19 protein-coding genes are annotated in these 18,106 nt (G+C 50.4%); 15 read left to right on the top strand and 4 right to left on the bottom strand.

Annotated elements, in window-relative coordinates:
- Nucleotides 1-15: 15 nt before the first annotated feature.
- From BMX45_RS15860 to BMX45_RS15825, 8 genes are all read left to right on the top strand, one after another.
- Nucleotides 16-279, top strand: a complete 264-nt coding sequence (locus tag BMX45_RS15860) for a hypothetical protein (protein WP_090910493.1) — start codon at nt 16-18, stop codon at nt 277-279.
- A 1-nt stretch (nt 280) separates the two neighbouring features.
- Nucleotides 281-1,483: a glycosyltransferase gene (locus tag BMX45_RS15855; protein ID WP_090910492.1), complete on the top strand. Its 1,203-nt coding sequence runs from the start codon at nt 281-283 to the stop codon at nt 1,481-1,483.
- A 22-nt stretch (nt 1,484-1,505) separates the two neighbouring features.
- Nucleotides 1,506-2,543: a glycosyltransferase family protein gene (locus tag BMX45_RS15850; protein WP_090910491.1), complete on the top strand. Its 1,038-nt coding sequence runs from the start codon at nt 1,506-1,508 to the stop codon at nt 2,541-2,543.
- A gap of 9 nt (nt 2,544-2,552) precedes the next feature.
- On the top strand, nt 2,553-3,704 hold the full coding sequence (locus BMX45_RS15845) for a DegT/DnrJ/EryC1/StrS family aminotransferase (RefSeq protein ID WP_090910490.1): 1,152 nt from the start codon (nt 2,553-2,555) through the stop codon (nt 3,702-3,704).
- Nucleotides 3,701-4,876, top strand: coding sequence for an ATP-grasp domain-containing protein (locus BMX45_RS15840; RefSeq protein WP_090910488.1), 1,176 nt, complete (start codon nt 3,701-3,703; stop codon nt 4,874-4,876). The genes BMX45_RS15845 and BMX45_RS15840 overlap by 4 nt, the downstream gene beginning before the upstream one ends.
- Nucleotides 4,877-5,047: 171 nt before the next feature.
- Nucleotides 5,048-5,605 (top strand): dTDP-4-dehydrorhamnose 3,5-epimerase, encoded by a 558-nt coding sequence (gene rfbC / locus BMX45_RS15835; RefSeq protein ID WP_090910487.1) that lies wholly within the window; start codon nt 5,048-5,050, stop codon nt 5,603-5,605.
- 6 nt (nt 5,606-5,611) lie between these two features.
- On the top strand, nt 5,612-6,598 hold the full coding sequence (gene rfbB / locus BMX45_RS15830) for a dTDP-glucose 4,6-dehydratase (protein ID WP_090910485.1): 987 nt from the start codon (nt 5,612-5,614) through the stop codon (nt 6,596-6,598).
- 187 nt (nt 6,599-6,785) lie between these two features.
- Complete coding sequence (locus BMX45_RS15825) at nt 6,786-7,943, top strand: YhcN/YlaJ family sporulation lipoprotein (protein ID WP_090910484.1); 1,158 nt, start codon at nt 6,786-6,788, stop codon at nt 7,941-7,943.
- Nucleotides 7,944-8,039: 96 nt separating this feature from the next.
- On the opposite strand, the gene nagA is transcribed toward BMX45_RS15825, so the two are convergent.
- From nagA to BMX45_RS15810, 3 genes are read right to left on the bottom strand one after another with little or no spacing between them, the layout of a single operon-like run.
- Nucleotides 8,040-9,227 (bottom strand): N-acetylglucosamine-6-phosphate deacetylase, encoded by a 1,188-nt coding sequence (gene nagA / locus BMX45_RS15820; protein ID WP_090910483.1) that lies wholly within the window; start codon nt 9,225-9,227, stop codon nt 8,040-8,042.
- Nucleotides 9,224-9,952 carry a glucosamine-6-phosphate deaminase gene (nagB, locus tag BMX45_RS15815; protein WP_009591745.1) on the bottom strand — a complete coding sequence of 243 codons (729 nt, stop codon included), beginning with the start codon at nt 9,950-9,952 and terminating at the stop codon, nt 9,224-9,226. Before nagB ends, nagA begins: the two co-directional genes overlap by 4 nt.
- 3 nt (nt 9,953-9,955) lie before the next feature.
- Nucleotides 9,956-10,831, bottom strand: coding sequence for a MurR/RpiR family transcriptional regulator (locus BMX45_RS15810; RefSeq protein ID WP_009591639.1), 876 nt, complete (start codon nt 10,829-10,831; stop codon nt 9,956-9,958).
- Between the two features lie 290 nt (nt 10,832-11,121).
- Between BMX45_RS15810 and BMX45_RS15800 the strand changes: the two genes are divergently transcribed.
- The 7 genes from BMX45_RS15800 (at nt 11,122) to BMX45_RS15770 (ending at nt 17,942) form a co-directional block, all read left to right on the top strand.
- Complete coding sequence (locus tag BMX45_RS15800) at nt 11,122-11,346, top strand: helix-turn-helix domain-containing protein (RefSeq protein ID WP_006208732.1); 225 nt, start codon at nt 11,122-11,124, stop codon at nt 11,344-11,346.
- A 280-nt stretch (nt 11,347-11,626) separates the two neighbouring features.
- Nucleotides 11,627-11,899, top strand: coding sequence for a hypothetical protein (locus tag BMX45_RS15795; protein WP_090910480.1), 273 nt, complete (start codon nt 11,627-11,629; stop codon nt 11,897-11,899).
- Nucleotides 11,900-12,078: 179 nt separating this feature from the next.
- Complete coding sequence (locus BMX45_RS15790) at nt 12,079-13,872, top strand: cache domain-containing sensor histidine kinase (RefSeq protein WP_090910479.1); 1,794 nt, start codon at nt 12,079-12,081, stop codon at nt 13,870-13,872.
- Nucleotides 13,847-14,632, top strand: a complete 786-nt coding sequence (locus BMX45_RS15785; RefSeq protein ID WP_090910478.1) for a response regulator transcription factor — start codon at nt 13,847-13,849, stop codon at nt 14,630-14,632. The genes BMX45_RS15790 and BMX45_RS15785 overlap by 26 nt, the downstream gene beginning before the upstream one ends.
- A gap of 115 nt (nt 14,633-14,747) precedes the next feature.
- Nucleotides 14,748-16,067 carry an extracellular solute-binding protein gene (locus BMX45_RS15780; protein ID WP_090910477.1) on the top strand — a complete coding sequence of 440 codons (1,320 nt, stop codon included), beginning with the start codon at nt 14,748-14,750 and terminating at the stop codon, nt 16,065-16,067.
- 95 nt (nt 16,068-16,162) lie between these two features.
- A complete protein-coding gene (locus tag BMX45_RS15775; protein WP_090910779.1) occupies nt 16,163-17,044 on the top strand; it encodes a carbohydrate ABC transporter permease in 882 nt (293 codons plus the stop codon).
- 13 nt (nt 17,045-17,057) lie between these two features.
- The gene (locus tag BMX45_RS15770) at nt 17,058-17,942 is read left to right on the top strand and encodes a carbohydrate ABC transporter permease (RefSeq protein ID WP_090910476.1); all 885 of its coding nucleotides are present in this window, start codon (nt 17,058-17,060) and stop codon (nt 17,940-17,942) included.
- Here BMX45_RS15770 and BMX45_RS32135 read toward each other — a convergent pair.
- Complete coding sequence (locus BMX45_RS32135; protein WP_302847912.1) at nt 17,939-18,061, bottom strand: hypothetical protein; 123 nt, start codon at nt 18,059-18,061, stop codon at nt 17,939-17,941. The two genes, BMX45_RS15770 and BMX45_RS32135, sit on opposite strands and share 4 nt — an antisense overlap.
- Between the last annotated feature and the right edge of the window lie 45 nt (nt 18,062-18,106).

Genomic DNA, 18,106 nt, shown 5'->3' with positions numbered 1-18,106 from the left:
AAAAGGGTGAGACGGATGAGAGCAAGGAAAAGAAATAGCGGTGCTGCGTTGAAGAGAAAAGGAATCCGTGGAAGTGGCATAAGAGGCAAGGGGGCGAATCGAGTTTTTGGGGGAAAGAGAAGAAGAGGTCCAGGAAGAATAGCTCCGCGACAAACGGCTGCCGAATACAATCAATCCTATGATGAGGGGTTTGATAAAGCGTACAACGAAGGATTTAACGTTGGTTATGCGGAGGGTATGGAGGCCGGTCATCAAGAAGCTTATAAAGGAGAAGGATAAGATGGCGTTAAGAAAAAAAATCAGGCCTCGTAAGCGAGCTGGAAAACGAAAACACCATCCTGTTCGTCTTAGCGCATATCAAAAGGGCAGTTTAGACGGTTTTCAGCGGGGAAAAGAGGAGGGGCTCGCTCAAGGGCGCGCCGATGCCCAGAAAAGGTCTCAAACCGCTGTTGCCGTTATCGAGACGGCTCTGCCCAAGATGGACGTTCTGGTTATCGCGGCAGGCATGATACCGTCGCTTGAAATCGGCGTTATCCAGCCCCTCCAAACGCTGAATAAACAAGAGAACCTGCAATTCGACGTGAAACTGGAAACCGACGTGACCCACGAAATGATTGCTGCAGCGAACACGATCGTATTCGTTCGCAATGTGGAACCGGCGGCCTATGCATTACTAGAGCTTGCCCATCAGCTGAATAAAAGGACGGTCTATGTTATTGACGATAATTTCTTGGAGATTCAGCCAACAACGCCGGTGGGCGAATATTATAACGATCCGATCCGTCGAGAGACGTTTATTAAGTTTTTGAAAAACACGCAAATCATTAAAGTCGATGCACCCGATCTCGGCACCTATATTCATGAGCGGTACAATAGACACGTTATTTACTTCCCGGCCAGCATCGATTTCGAGTGGCTGGACCAGAACGAGAAGGCGGATAAGGATCAGGGGCAAGTGGTCATCGGTTATGCAGGAGGGGACAAAGAGGAAGATTTCGTGCCCGTCATTTCAGCGTTGAACAAAATTTTGGATTATTATGGTGGATTCGTGAGATTGGAATTTTACGGCTACCTTCCGCCTTCGCTGGCTGATCATCCAAGCGTCAAATATGAAGGCGGGGGAATGGAATACAAGGAATTTTTGAAAAAGCTAAATCAAAGCAATTGGAACATCGGGATTGCGCCGCTTGCGAACAATTCGTTTAACAAGGGAAAAACGAATACTAAATTCCGTGAATACGGTGCCTGCGGCATTCCGGGCATTTACTCGAAGTCTCCTGTTTATACGCATTGGGTCGAGCAGGGCGAAACCGGCTACTTGGTTGAGCATACCGAGCAGCATTGGTATGAGGGAATCAAGGCCATGATTGAGGATCCGACGATGCGGCAAAGAATCAAGGAGAATGCGCATAGGGCAGCCCGGCAGCATTTTTCGATTCAGACGTGCATTGATAATTGGAAGAGATATATATTCAAAACGTAAAATCGGGGGAGAGAGCGGGAACATGGGGAAAAGAGGGAAAAGAGGGGATATAAACGTACTCATCGTCGGATCGGAAAAAATCGCTTCCTATAAAATCGGCATTGAGCAGCCCCTCCGCCATCTGGAGAAGATGGGAGTTTGCGACTTTGACGTCAGATCCGATGATGAGATGGACAGATCAAGGCTGGCTGAAGCGGATATCGTCCTCTTCTTCCGAACGGTTCAGCCCGAAGCTTATAAGTATCTGGAGATGGCCCGGGAGATGGGAAAAAGAACGGTATACGTGATTGACGACCATTTTATCGCGATGTCTCCGGGTTCGGATATGGGACGATATTATCATGATTCTTCACGAAGAAAGACGTATGTTAAATTTCTGAAAAACGCTCAAAGCGTAAAGGTTGCTTCCAGTTTTTTTGCCAAACATCTTGAAACGCATTTTAGTCCCCAAAAAATAGTCTATTTTCCGGGAAGCGTTGATTTCTCCGTTTTTTCCGGTTTGAAAAAGAACCGTAAAGATGAAGGGAGAGTCGTAATCGGGTATGAAGGCGGAAAAAAACAAGTGGCTTTTGAACCTGTTATCGGGGCATTAAACAAAATTATTGGGAAATACGGGGATAAAATCAGAATCGAGTTCTGCGGGTATGCTCCCGATGAACTCAGGGAGAAGCCGCAGGTGTTTGCGGAATCCTATGATGAGAACTACAAAAACTTTCTGAAGCGCCTTTACCGGTCCAACTGGGATATCGGGTTAGCGCCGTTGGAGCGAACGCTGCTGCATGATTGCAAAAGCAACAATAAATTTCGCGAATATTCCGCTTGCAGAATTCCGGGCATATATTCTTCTTCTCCGGCTTACGAGGAATGGGTTGCCGGGAAGGAAAACGGCCTGATTGTATCCGGTGAGAGCGATGATTGGTATGAAGCCATGGTCCAACTGATCGAACAGCCGGAACTACGGCAGAGCATCGCGGAGCATGCGGAACAAGTAGCATGGGCGAATTTTTCAGTGGAAGCTTGCGCCGAACGATGGCGTTCACAAATACTAATGTCGGAATGACGAGGGATTATGAAAGGAGAGGTTCACTTGGACCATAAGCTGATACCCGTTCTTCAACCGAGTATAGGTCAAGAGGAGATCGACGCTGTGGCAGATGTTTTACGGTCAGGATGGCTTGGACTTGGCCCCAAAACGGAACAGTTCGAGCAGGAATTTGCCAAGTATGTCGGCAGCCGTTTCGCGGTTGCGCTTAATTCTGGTACGGCCGCGCTCCATCTGGCCATGGACATTTTGGGTATTGGGCCGGGTGACGAGGTCATCGTGCCTTCCATCACGTTCATATCCACAGTCCATGCGGTTAGCTATGTGGGAGCAACGCCGGTTTTTGCGGATATTGAACCCGATACGATGAACATATCGCCGGAAGATATCAAGCGGAAGATAACAGAAAAAACCAAGGCAATTATCGTCGTTCACATGGGCGGGCATCCCTGTGATATGGATACCATCCATGCGTTGGCGCATGCCAATGGAATCAAGGTAGTTGAAGATGCAGCGCATGCATGCGGCGCGGAATATAAAGGCAGAAAGATCGGCTCCATCAGCGATATTACCTGCTTCAGCTTTCATGCCGTCAAAAATCTGACGAGTGGTGAAGGCGGCGCAATCACCTGCAATACCGAATGGATGAACCGTAAGCTGCGTGAGAAGAGGTGGGTAGGCATTTCCCGCGATACGTGGATACGGTCGTCACATGAGAAGGTGTATGCATGGCAGTATTTCGTTGACGACGTAGGATATAAATATCATATGAACGACATGCAGGCTGCCATCGGGCTCGTTCAGTTAAATAAGCTGAGCCAATTGAACGGGAGACGAAAAGAAATAGCGGTCCGTTACCAATCCGAACTGAAGGATTTGGAATGGCTGGAACTTCCTCATGAACAGCCGTATGCTCAAAGCTCCTGGCATTTGTTTCAGGTTAAATTCAGCAAGGAAAGCCAGAGGGACCGTATGATTGGACACTTGCAGGAACACAATATCGCGACGGGCGTCCATTATTATCCGTGCCATCTGCATCCGAGCTACCTGCATCTAAAAGCGATCGTGCCGCTCTCCTCGGAGATCTGGAAACGAATTCTGACCCTTCCTATTCATCCGAACATTACGGAGGAGGACTTGGATCGGATCATAACCCGTATAAGGGAGTTTAAGCCATGAGAAAACTGTTGGTTCTAGGTGCGGGAATCTCCCAGCTCCCATTAATTGAAACCGCGAAAAGAATGGGATTATACGTTATTGTGGTGAGCCGCCAAGGAAACTATCCCGGGTTTGCCAAGGCAGACAAGGTTTACTACGAGGATACGACCCATATGGATAGGATTGTCGAAATCGCTCGGCATGAAGGAATTCATGGAATCTGTACAACGGGTACGGACGTGGCCGTCAAGTCGATCGGCAGAGTCGTGGATGAATTGGGAGTAAGCGGATTGAGTTATGAATCCGCTCTGCTCTCCTCAAATAAATGGAAGATGAAACAGGCTTTTATGAAACATGGCGTACGAACGGCACGGTTTCTGAAAGTTCATACCTTGCAGGAAGCTTACAGCGCTTTCGAAGTATTGTCACCGCCGCTTATTTTTAAGGCAGTGGACGGGGGGGCAAGCAAGGGTATTGTGAAGGTTGCCGATATGGCCCATGTGGAATACGCATTTAAAACCGTGCGAAAGGATACGAAACTGGATTTTTTCATCGTTGAAGAGTTTATTGAAGGAACCGAGTTTGGCGCACAGGCATTCGTCTACGATAACCAAATTCAATTCATCATGCCGCACGGGGATTTCGTCTTTTATGGCGATACCGGTGTTCCCATTGGTCATTATGTCCCCTATGAATTGCCCGAAGAAGTGCAGGAAGATCTGTTTTCCCAGTTGAAACAAAGTATCGAAGCGCTGGAATTAAATCATTGCGCAATCAATGCGGATTTTATTTTGAAAGACGGGCATGTGTATGTTCTTGAAATCGGAGGCAGAGCAGGAGCTACATGCTTACCCGAATTGGTGTCCACCTTCTATGGATTCGATTACTATGAGCAGATCATCAAGGCTGCTCTTCGCATGAATCCGTCATTTCCCACTCAGAATTCACAGCCTTGTGCTTGTGAACTACTGATCTCCGACAAAGATGGGGATATAACGGGACTTGAGAACGGAAATGATCAGCATGAGAATATTATTCAAATATCATTTGATTATCATATAGGTGAAAAAGTAAATAAATTCAGGGTTGGCACTGACCGAATCGGCCAGATCATCGTGAAAGGGGACCGTTTGGAAGAAGTGCTCAGCCTGCTGGAAGAAGTTAAAGAGAAGATAAGAATCGATTTAGGTTAGAACTTATATATATCATTGCGAAATCCCGATCTGCAGCGGCGATCGGGATTTTTGCATGGGGGAGCGTTATTGCCTATATCCTATTTGGGGATTAGACATATAAATAATCGAGAGAGCGGGAACCGAAGTTTTCGGTAAAGCTCTCTCAAATCCATGTACCGGAGGCAGCAGATGAAAATCACGGATACAAAGCTCCAAGGCGTGAAACGGATTGAACCGGCCGTTCACCAAGACCATCGGGGATTTTTTATGGAAAGTTTCAATGATCGAGTTCTTAAAGGATGCGGCATTAACGACCATTTTATTCAGGACAATCACTCGATGTCACGTGAGGCAGGTGTTATTAGAGGGCTGCATTACCAACTGTCTCCCGAGGGACAGACGAAATTGATCCGCGTTGTAAGCGGGGCGATCTATGATGTGGTCGTTGATATTCGGTCGGGCTCTCCTACCTATGGACAATGGCAAAGCTTTATCTTATCTGCAGCCAATTTCATTCAACTTCTCGTTCCCAAAGGGTTTGCCCATGGTTTTTGTACTCTTGTTCACGATACGGAGGTTATATACAAGGTCGATGCCTACTATTCGCCAGAGCATGATCGGGGAATAGCTTGGGACGATCCGGATCTCAATATCGATTGGCCTGTGAACAAACCTGTTCTCTCGGACAAAGATTCAAAGCATCCTCGATTGGCATCGGCAGAAAATAACTATATATACGAGGGGTGAGGTCGCATGAAGATCGTTGTCACAGGCGGTGCGGGATTTATAGGCAGTAACTTTATACGATATATGCTGTCTCAACATCCGAATGACGAATTTATTAATGTGGATAAACTAACGTATGCCGGCAATTCAGAAAATCTGAGCGAAGTGCGGACAAATCCTAAATATCGTTTTGTAAAAGCGGATATCAGAGACCGGGCAGCTTTAGAACCTCTCTTTAAGGAAGGGGTTGATGCGGTCGTTAATTTTGCGGCTGAATCCCATGTCGACCGCAGCATTTTGCAGCCTGAATTGTTTGTCTTGACGAATGCGGCAGGAACTCAGACGCTCCTCGACCTGTCGAGGCAGTATGGAGTCGGTAAGTTTGTCCAGGTCTCTACAGACGAGGTCTATGGAACCCTGGGAGCCACCGGCCTATTTACCGAAGAATCACCGCTTCAACCCAACAGTCCGTATTCTGCAAGCAAAGCCGGCGCCGATTTGCTTGTTCGAGCTTATTATGAGACGTTTGGATTACCGATCAATATCACGCGCTGTTCAAATAATTACGGCCCATATCAGTATCCTGAAAAGCTAATACCGCTTATCATTTACAACGCTTTGCATAACAAGCCCCTTCCGGTATACGGCGACGGTTTGAACGTTCGCGATTGGCTGTACGTGGAAGATCATTGCCGAGCTGTCGACCTGGTTTTGCGCCAGGGTGTCGACGGCGAAATATATAATATCGGAGGACATAATGAACGGAATAATTTGCAGGTTATTCGAACGATCCTGTCTGAACTGAACAAACCCGAAACCTTGATTCGGCATATCCAAGATCGTCCCGGACATGATCGCCGTTATGCGATAAATGCAGACAAGATAAGGAAGGAACTCGGATGGGCTCCACAATATCATTACGAAAGCGGCATACGTGAGACGATTCGATGGTATCAGGAGAACATGGCTTGGGTGGAACAAGTGCTTGAAAAGTCAGCCAACAGCGGTCTTTAGGAAGGGCTTCTTTAAATTGAATGGGGTAGTTAATGAAATGATCGCCGATGATTCCATCGGCGTTTTTTGTGCATAAATGGCCTGTAGCGCATTATTCTCCATGTTAAAACCTTTCAGCATACCACTTCTGCCGCAAGGTCATCCTATACGATGTTAACACACTCATTATAGAGATGGAGGATGAATCATGATTAAATCCAAGGCCCTCAACCTGACCGTCTCCGCGGCATTACTGCTTAGCATGGCTGCAGTAGCAGGATGCGGTAACGCCAATGACGGTAACACGACACGTACGAAAAATGTGGACGGTGGCCGTATCGGTGTGAAATCCGTGCGCAATAATAACCTGCACGTGCGAAACACGCAGCAGCATGATCTGACGAACCTGAAGTACAGCAAAACGCTGTCCAAAAAAGTGTCAGATATCAGTGGCGTGGGACCTGCGCATGTTTTCGTGACGAATCATACTGCCTATGTTTCGCTGTCCAAAAATGGCGCAAACACCAACAGTATTGACGGGCATGTCACAGGCTTGAGCACTCCACACCGTTATACAGAAGGCCGGACGACGACGACAGGCATGAACAGAACAAATGTTAGGAACCGTACGTTCGGAACTTCGAGCACGGGCAGCGTAGGCCTGCTGAACAACATGGCTAGAGGTACAGAACGTGTCGTGGGAAATACCACGCGTGCTGTAGAAAACACAACAGGGCTTGGTCGCACGGCTGATAACCGTGGCTTCGGTGTAAATGGAACCACAACCCATGGCGGATTTGGCGGCAGCAATTATAATACGTTAAACGGAACACGCACGAATGGACTTATGGGTACCAACGGCACACGTACAGATGGACTAATGGGTACTCGCACGGATGGACTAATGGGTACACGCACGGATGGACTTACGGGTACTGACGGTTTACGAACCAACAGCCTTACAGGAACTAGGGGAACGACTAATAACACCTATATGGGAACAGGGATCAATGGCGTTCCTTATGGAACTTACAACAATAACAACATGGGTATGATGAGCACGCGTGAAGAGGTTCCTCAGCATGTTCATAATGAAATAACGAACAAGATTCGCAAAACCGCTCCACATATCAGTCAAGTATATGTTTCCGCAGATGAAGGATTTTATCAGCATGCCCGTCGTTTTGGAACGGATGGTCATGCAGCGAACACGGTTGGTACGCTTTCGCGCGATTTCGGCACATGGATTAACCGCGTATTCCCGCTTCATGTTGGCGGTCGTGACAGAATGAACGATACCCGCGGCAACCTGATGAAGAATGATACAGATGACGGTTGGTTTGGCGGTAATCGTAACAGCCGGTAAAACCTCAATACCCAAAGGAGCTGCCCTTTAGGAGTGAAAATCATCCTAAAAAGGCAGCTCCTTTCCTATATTTGCTTCAGGTCATGATCAATCAGATTAATGTTTGCGTTGTCCTTGAATCCAGACGCCTTGAAGCTCCAGGTCGCTTGAGAGGGCCAGTATGTCGGCAAGTTTGCCGGACTCAAGGGATCCGGTGCAGTCATCGATGCCGATTTTTCTGGCGGGATTGAGGCTTCCAACCCTGGAGGCCTGCTCAATGCTCAAACCGACCTCTCGGACCAGCAGTTGGAATCCTTTGATCATCGTCAGCGTACTGCCAGCCAGGCTATCCCTGTTGCTCTTGAGCGTAGCGATGCCGTTCTCGACAACGACCGGCAAATCGCCAAGCGTATATTCGCCGTCAGCCATTCCGGTAGCGGACATTGCATCGGTGATCAGAATCAGGTTGTCGTCCTGTTTCATGCGGGCCAGAATCCGAATAGCAGCCGGGTGAACATGGATGCCGTCGGCGATGATTTCGCAGCTTAAGCGATCATCGCCCAGCATCGCGCCCACCACGCCAGGCTTGCGGTGATGCAGTCCTGTCATCGCATTAAACGTATGCACGCCATGGCTCAGTCCTGCCTCAACGGCAGCCTCCACTTCCTCGTAGGTAGCATCCGTATGACCCAGTGCGGCCACGATCCCGTGGCTGCTGAGCCAGGAGATGGCCTCCAGCGCTCCTTCGCGCTCCGGTGCCAGGGTCACCTGGCGGATCAGACCCGGGTATGTGGACACCCATTCTTCCAGCCAGTCGATATTGGCATGGACGATATGCTCCGGATTTTGTGCACCTGGCCATTTTGGACTGATAAAAGGGCCTTCCAGATGTGCGCCTACCAGTTTGGCATAAGGCATGCCTTGGCTGCGGTACTCGTTAACTTCCCGAAGCACATGGTCGATGGCTGCCTTCGGCGCCGTCATCGTGGTGGCAAGCATGGATGTGGTTCCCTGGGAGCTGTGGAACGACGTGATTTTATCCAGGACATCCTTACTTGCATCCATGAAATCTTCGCCGTTGCCGCCATGCACGTGGATATCAATAAATCCGGGAATAATGTAGCCGTCGGGTTGGTTGATCACTTCCGCTGCAGCCTGCTTAAGCTCTGCGGGGAGCCCGGAAACATCGCCGGCGTAAGCAATCTCCTTTCCTTGGATCGCCAGCACGCCGTCTGCACAGAAGCCGTCTGGCGTCAAGACTTGACCGTACAACAATTGGACCGAATCTTTGCGTTCGCTGCTCATACCAGCAGTCTCCCTGCGCCTTGATCCAAAAGGACGACTACGTTCGGATGACATTGAAGCAGCGATGCCGGACACTCTGTGGTAATCGGCCCCGTCAATGCCCGGTGTACGATCTCCGCTTTATCTTCTCCTCGAACGAGCAGAAGAATTTGGCGGGCTTTCATGATGGTGGCAACGCCCATGGTAATCGCGTGGGTCGGCACATCGTCCAGGGTTGGGAAGAATCTTGCATTGGCATTACGTGTTTTCTCTTGCAGCTCAACCACATGGGTGCCGCCGCTTAAGGATTCGCCAGGCTCGTTGAAACCGATGTGACCGTTATGTCCAAGGCCGAGGAGCTGAAGATCAACCGGGCCGTATTCTTCGAGCATTTTGTCGTAATTCAGGCATTCTGCTTCCGGATCGGCAGCATTGCCATTCGGCACATGGGTGCGATCCATCTGGATGTCGACATGATTGAAGAACTTCTCATTCATGAACGTGCGGTAGCTCTCGGGATGATTCTCGGGAAGGCCTACATATTCGTCCAGATTATATGTCGTGGTTTGGGCGAAGCTGACCAGCCCCTGACGGTTCATTTCAATCAGCTTGGCATAGAGCCCGACCGGCGTGCTTCCCGTAGCCAGTCCCAGCGTGGCGCGCGGATTGGTGTGCAGCAGGCTGGAAATCAGGTTAGCGCCTGTTTGCACGAACTGTTCTTCGTCCCGGAATGTGTAAATATTCATTGGTTATTGTCCTCCTCGGCTTTTGCGATAATTTTGAACATTAAGATATGATTGCTCCAGACGAGGGACATACGTCGAGAAGTCCCGGCTGGCCATACCCATGAACAGGATATCTATAATGTGAAGCTGGGCGATGCGCGAAGCCATATCACCCCGGCGCATTCCTTCCTCGAGCGACGATGAGTACAGCGTAATATCAGCAAGAGCGGAGATCGCGCTGCTCCGGTAAGAGGTGATGCTGATCGTGAAGGCGCCGGCGTCTTTGGCACAGGCCAATGCATCGATGGTCTCCGGCGTTTCGCCGGAGTAAGAAACGGCAACGGCCACATCGCTTGAGGTCAGTGTGGAGGCAGACGTGATCTGCATATGGGAATCCGCAAAAGCGGTGCAGTTTTTTCCGATACGGATCAGCTTCTGGTAAAAGTCCTGCGCCACGATGGAAGAGGTCGCCACGCCGTACAGATCAATGCGTTTCGCGCGGCACAGGGCATCCACGGCACGCTCCAGCTGACCCAAATCAAGCAGCTGCGTCGTATCCCGGATGGAAGTCAGATGATTGGATTCGATCGCCTCGACGATCCCGGCCAGCGGGTTGCCCGCCACGATGTCCTGATAGCGCGTGTTTCCCGTGCGCGAGGCCATTTCGGCATGAGCGATCTCGGCCGCAAGCTTGAGCTTGAAATCAGGATACCCCTTACACTGAAAATTCTTACAAAAACGGGTCACGGTGGCAGCGCTGACCTCGCACTGATCGGCAAGATCCTTAATGCCCATATGCACAATCTCGGATGGAGCTGTCAAAATGAATTCTGCGAGCCGTCGTTCCTGACGGGGCAGACCTTCCTTTTCGACAGATATGATATGCAAGATTGGTGTCATCACAAGCCTCCTTCAAGGTTCCCGGTGAGCTTATTGCCTGGGCATAACGAATGGGATTCCGTCCTGAAAATTATTTTTAAAAATATAAAAAAAATAAAGAAAATAATTTTTACACCCCCATCATAGACCAACAAGCGGTGGGAAGCAAGGATAAAAATCGCCAATACGGGCCAAACGCCCATTTTATTCGCCTCTTTCGCACCTTCCCCCTTGATCTGACATAAGATGAGTTGACTGTATCCCTTAACCTTGTTAGACCACACATACCCGGGCAAGGAGGGGTGACACCATTGAAGGGGACCGACCATAACAGCAAGTTCTTGTTAACCCACCGTGAACGCGAAGTGTTTGAATTGCTTGTGCAGGATAAAACGACTCGCGATATCGCCGGGCAGTTGTTTATTAGCGAAAAGACGGTGCGTAACCACATCTCCAATGTCATGCAGAAATTAAACGTCAAGGGCCGTTCGCAAGCTGTCGTTGAGTTGATAAAACTCGGTGAGTTGAAGATCTGACACCATGCCGGTTGCATGAACGAAAGCACAGCGAAAGCCTTCCTTCCCGTTTGCATGGGAGTGAGAAGGCTTTTTTGTGTTTCGGCTCCAAGAATCCGGTTATCGATGGTGACGGATAATGAGCAGGAACCTCTATTAACAATGAAGATATGGTAAAATGTTCGCAGTTGGTATTGGAGGCAGTGACGATCGTTTGGAACAAGCTTGGAATGGCAAACCTGTTTATCGTTTTGTAGCTGTTTTGTACAAATAGCCTGCACATGTCGGAGGTGGATTAAACATGGGATGGATGATCGGGATTACGGCCGGAGCCGTTCTGGTTCTATTGGTATTGATAGGGTTTGGACGCAAGCGAAGCAGCGGAAGCAAGGGCAATGTCATCCAGTTGAAATCCAAAACGCGCTCGAGCAGCGGACAGCGTGGACAAGCCTGCAGCAAATGCCGCCGCAAGCGCCCGCTGACCTTTTATGCGGATGATTCCGGTGCCGTAAGAGGGCTGTGCACCGATTGCAAAAAGGAGCTGGGACGTCATCAGGAATTGTATCCCGTATAGCGGAAGTTTCCGCGGTATATAAGAGGAAGTGCGAGGGGAAACTAACCTGCCCGCACTTCCTTTTTTTATAGTAATAAAGTACATATGGCTTCCGCCCCTGCAGATGAGCGAGGACTCCCTAATTTCTTCAAGATTGTGTATAGTGAATTACAGTTCCAAGCGAAAGGGAGGGTAAGAACGTGAACAGGTTTGGCAGGCTGAATACGCTGCGGAATCAAATCTTCCTCGGGTTTATGCTGGTGATGATCACCGTGTTGGCATTAGTCGGGGTTTTTGTATATGACCAGGTTTCCGCCCTTCTGCGCAACAGTGCCGAGAAGCATATTCAGCAGACGGCCGTGCAGGCCACGGGTAAACTGGATGCGCTGCTGAAGCAGGTGGATACGCTGACGGCCCAAGTGTCCACGAACGCAACGGTTCAGCGTTTTCTTGCGCAAGAGACCGCAGGTCATCCGATTACGTTCGGAGAACGGCAGTCCCTGCAGCAGGAAGTGCGCAAGTATGAGGCATACGCTACGGGCATCCGGTCGCTTGAATTGTATACAACGGATTATCGGCGGCTGTTCCCGCTCGACGAAGGCAGTTTGACCAGCCGGGTCGGGGTCGATTGGATTATAGCGGCTGACAAGGGCATGGGGAAGCTGGTATGGTTCGGTCAGGATCCCCGGGATCCGGACGTGGTGGTAGCGGTACGCCGAATCCGGCTGATCGACCATTCTTTTGCGCATGGCGGGTATCTGCTCGTGAAGTTGGAGAAGGACTATTTTGCGCTAACGGATTCTGCCGGCGGCATGGGCGGCGATTCGCGTGAAACGATGGGGCTGTTTGATCAGTCGGGCCATGAAATCTCGTCGGATTTTGCGACGGCGGTGGATTCGAAGGCGGTTCTGCACCGCGAAGGAGAGACCGTTACGGTCGGCGACGAGGACTATATCGCCGTACAGAGGCAGTCAGCGGCAACAGGCTGGAATTTGGTCATCCTGACGCCCGTAGACTATACGACCGAAGGGATATCGGTGCTGCGGACCGCGATTATCGTATCCGGAGCGGTCGGTGCGCTGCTGTTTCTGATCTTGAGCTTTATACTGACGACGATGATCATCCGGCCGATCCTGAATTTGATCAGAGCCATGAGAGGCGTGAGGCTGGGAACGCTGAAGCCCATTGCCGTCACCTCGAAGACGATGGAGATCAATGAGCTTAACAATTCGTATAACCAGATGGTGGATTCCCTGAACGAATTAATCGAGGTCGTGTATCAGAAGGAGATTATTCAGAGCCGGACGGAGCTAAAAGCGCTGCAGGCGCAGATCAATCCGCACTTTCTTTTTAACACTTTGGAAGCGTTTTACTGGGCGCTCGACGATCAAGGCGAAGAGGAACTGGCCCAGATCGTGGTCGCCATGTCGGGATTATTCCGCTACGTCATCAACCGCAAAGACGAGGATGAATGGGTATCGGTGCGGGACGAGCTGGATCATGCCGAACGTTATTTGATGATTATGAAAATGCGGATGCTCGACCGGTTATCCTGGAGAATCGAGGCGGACGAGGCCAGCAAGAACGTGCCGATTCCGAAGCTGCTGATCCAGCCGATCGTGGAAAATGCGATCCTGCACGGCGTGGAGCAGCGACTGGGGCCAGGCACTGTCATTGTGCGCGCGCAAGCCTCCGATCAACCGGGTTACACGGTTGTTTCGATAACCGACGACGGACCCGGGATGGACGAGGAGACCGTAGCCTCGTTATATTCATCCATGGAAAAAGGGTATGCGGAATCCGCTAAAAAAAGCGGCGTCGGCATAGCCAATGTCGAGCAGAGAATCCGGCTGTATTACGCTTCCGAGCAGGCCGGCCTGCGCATTCACAGCGTGGTCGGTCAGGGGACGACCATTTCATTTCAAATACCGAACGATTTCCCGGCTATCGACAGGGAGGGGGAAAAGCATGAAAACGATACTGATCGTGGATGATGAACCAAGAACGAGGGAAGGGGTAAGAAAGACCCTGGAGGCATGGTCGTCCGGAAGATGCAAAATCGTGACGGCTGCAAGCGGCGTAGAGGCGCTGGAGTGGCTGCAGGAGCAGGTGGCGCATCTGGTGGTAACGGATATCCGCATGCCGGAAATCGGAGGGCTGGAGCTGATTGAGCGATTGCATGAACTGGAGCATCCGCCTGTCATTATCGTCATATCCGGCTACTCGGAGTTCGACTATGCCCGCAAAGCGCTGCAATACGGGGTCGTGGATTATCTGCTGAAGCCGCTGGATAAGCGGAAACTGGTAACCGCGGTTGAATCGGCGCTGGAACGGCGGGAAAAGATCGATCGGATTGAGCGGATGGAGAAACTGGTCGACCCCAAGTTGCTGGAGGCGGCGCAGCAGGATAAGGGATACAGCGTCCAGGTGCAGGAAGCGTTGAAGTACGTGGATCAGCATCTTCAGGAGCCGGTATCGCTGAAGGAAGTGGCGGAGGTGCTTCATCTGAATTCCAGTTATTTCAGCGTGCTGTTCAAAGAGCAGACCGGGCTCACGTTCAGTGAGTATCTGACGCGCCGCAGGGTGCAGCGGGCCAAGGAACTGCTGGCGGGAACGCCGCTGCCGATCTCGGAAATTGCGGAGAAGGTCGGATACCAGACGGCGAAGTATTTCGTGAAAGTGTTCCGGGACCTTGAAGAAGTAAGCCCGAGCCAATATCGCCAAAGCGTATCCGATAACGGAGAGGAAATCTAATAAAAGTGGAATTAGTCCCAATCATTATGACCTTATCCAATCTTCCCCTCACTGATAAAATTTGATTAAAGCGGTTTCATTACGCGAACAGCATACTAGAAAAGGGGTTGTAAACGTGTTCAATAAAAAATGGACGGTTCTGCTTTTGACATTGTGTCTCGCTCTGGTTGCAGCCGGCTGCGGATCGAACAGCAGCAGCACGGGAGAATCGGGCAGCGGCGGCAGCGAAGGCGATAAGGTTACGGTAAACTTCATGCACTTGTGGCCGGCGGGCGTCTCCGCGGGACAGAACAAAATCGTGAATCAGATCATCGAAGAATATCAAAAAGAGAATCCGAACGTGACCATCAAACAGGAAGTTCTGGATAATGAGCAATACAAAAACAAACTGAAGGTGCTTTCCGCATCGAACGAGCTTCCGGACGTAGGCGTGACCTGGGCAGCCGGATTCCTAAAGCCGTACGTTGAAGGAAACCTGTTTGCACCGGTCGACGATTTGCTGGACGGACAGCTGAACGACAAGTTCGTGGCGGGCACGACCGAGGCTTATGCGATTGACGGCAAAACGTATGCGCTTCCACTCGAGTTCAATATCGCTCCGGTTTACTATAACAAGGCGATATTCGAACAACACAACCTGGAGATTCCGCAAACCTACGAAGAATTCAAGACGGTCGTGAAAACGCTGTCCGATAACGGAATTGCTCCGATCGCGCTCGGCAACAAGGATCGCTGGACCGGTTCGCTCTGGTACATGTACCTGGCAGACCGGATCGGCGGACAAGAAAAGCTAGCCGGTGCAATCAGCGGCTCTGGCTCCTTTAAGGACGAATCGCTTGTCAAGGCAGCCGCCGAAGTTCAATCGCTGGTCGATGGCAACGCGTTTGTCAAAGGCTTCAACGGCTTGTCCAACGAGGAAGCGAAATCGGAATTCCTGAACGGCAAAGCGGCCATGTACATGATGGGTACCTGGGAACTGCCGAACTTCACGACGAATGAAGAGATTCCGCAAGAATTCCGCGACAGCGTTGGATTCTTCAAATTCCCAACCGTCGAAGGCGGCAAGGGCGATATTAACAGCTGGGTAGGCGGACCGGGCGTCGGTTTGTTCATCGGGGAAAACTCGAAGGTGAAGGAAGAGTCCAAGAAATTCGTGGAGTATTTCGTGACCAAGTGGGGCGAGCAGTCGGTAACGGGTGCCGGCGTCATCCCGGCAACCAAGGTGGATACCTCGGCGCTTGAGCTTCCACAGTTGTACATCGATCTGTTCGATGAAATGAACAAAGCTAGCAGCATTACCTTGTTTGCGGATGTTCAAATGCAGGCGAATGCCGCCGAAACGCATCTGAACATGATCCAAGCGCTCTTCGGCAAAGCCGTCACACCGGATAAATTCTCCGAAGAGCATGACGCAGCGATTTCCAAAGGGAACTAAGACTTCGGACAACGATGAAACAGGATGCGATTTATCCGGCAGCGATGCCGGATAAATCTTTCCTCAAGACCATAGGAAGAAAGGAGTCGGACACTTTGGATAAAGTGATGTCCAACAAAAAAATCATCGCGCTGTATGTTCTGCCTGCACTGCTTGTGATCATGGCTGTCGTGTATATTCCGATCATGCTCACCGCCTATTACGGACTGAACGAATGGAACGGGATCGGTGCGATGACCTTTATCGGGCTGGATAATTACCAGGCCCTGCTCTCGGACGGCAAGTTCTGGGACAGTGCGTGGCACTCCTTGCTGTTAGCCGTATTCTCGGCTGCAAGCCTGATGATTTACCTGGCCGTGGCGATGGTGCTGGCCTCCAAGATCAAAGGCGCCAACCTGTTCCGCAAAATCTATCTCATTCCGATGCTGCTGTCCTCCGTTGCCATCGCGCAGCTTTGGCTGCGCATCTATCACCCGACGAACGGGATCGTGAACAGCTTCCTGGAGTCCATCGGGATCACGAACCCGCCCGCATGGCTTGCCGAGCCGTCGCTTGTATTATTTGCATTGTTTATTCCGATATTGTGGCAATATGCCGGTTTTTATATCTTGATCTATTATGCAGCCTTGAAGAATATTCCGGCTTCGCTGGTTGAAGCAGCTAAAATCGATGGGGCAACCTCCTTCCAAATTGCGTTCCGAATCAAGCTTCCGCTCATCATGGAAGTAATCAAGGTGACGATCGTGCTGGCGGTGGTAGGTTCCTTGAAATACTTCGACCTCATCTTCGTCATGACGGACGGGGGGCCTAACGGCGCGAGTGAAGTCATGGCGTCCTACATGTATCATACGGCTTTCCGCGCTTATGATTTCGGTTACGGCAGCGCGATCGGGTTCTTCCTGCTTGTGATCTGTCTGATCGTAACGTGGGTCATTCGGAAATTAACGGCATCGAAAGAAACGATCCAATATTCATAAGGAGGGATGCTTCATGATATCTGGAGCCACAGGACAGCTCCAAGAAGGGCGCGCCCGTTCCGGAAACGGAGCGGGAGGCAAGATTGGGTACGCGCTGTTGTACATCGTGCTGATCGGCGTAGCCGTATTCCAGCTGTTCCCGCTCGTATGGCTGCTGCTGTTCTCTTTGAAAAACAATCAGGAAGTATTCGATCTTCCGCCTCTGTCCCTTCCGATGAATCCGCGCTGGGAAAATTACGAGAAGGTATGGAGTGCCGGCAACATCAGCGTTTATTTTCTGAACAGCGTGTGGATCACCGTTGTTGCGACTGCGCTTACGGTCATTCTGGGAAGTCTCGTCACCTTCGCGATTACGAGAATGAAATGGAAGGGCAGCTCTTTCGTGCTCGGGTTGTTTATGGTGGCCATGATGATTCCGGTTCACTCCACCTTGATCCCGCTGTTCAGCATTTTTAACAAGGTTGGTTTGACCGATCATCCGATTTCATTGATATTGTCGTACGTGGCTTTCAATATGCCGATCACGATCATGATTCTGCTCGGATTCTATTACACGCTGCCGAAGGAAGTGGAAGAGGCGGCGGTCATGGACGGCTGTTCGGTTCACCGGGTCTTCTTCCGGATCGTGCTTCCGATGACGGGCTCGGTGCTGGCGACGACAGCCATCATTAACATGATTTATAACTGGAACGAATTTATCTTCGTGAACACGTTCATCAGCTCGGATATGTTCAAGACGCTGACCGTCGGCGTCCAGAACTTTATCGGTCAGTACACGACCGATTGGGGCGCTATCGGCGCAACCCTGATGATCAGCATTTTGCCGATCCTGCTGATGTTCCTTTTTCTCAGCGATCGTATCGTGGAGGGCATTGCGGCGGGTTCTGTTAAAGGTTAAATTTCATAGAACTCATCGTTGGATAAAAAAATCGAGCCGTTCCAAGGGATTTCTTGGAGCGGCTCGTTTTCTATTGCATAATGATTGGCTTGCAGGGCCGCTTGCCATAAAAAAGGCATCCCAAGGTTGGATTAACCTTGCGGATGCCCCATATATGATGAAAC

It is taken from the genome of Paenibacillus sp. cl141a (assembly GCF_900109305.1).
Lineage (GTDB): Bacteria > Bacillota > Bacilli > Paenibacillales > Paenibacillaceae > Paenibacillus_AQ > Paenibacillus_AQ lautus_A.
Note: the sequence above shows the minus strand (reverse complement) of the source record. Positions and strands in the feature narration are given on the sequence as shown.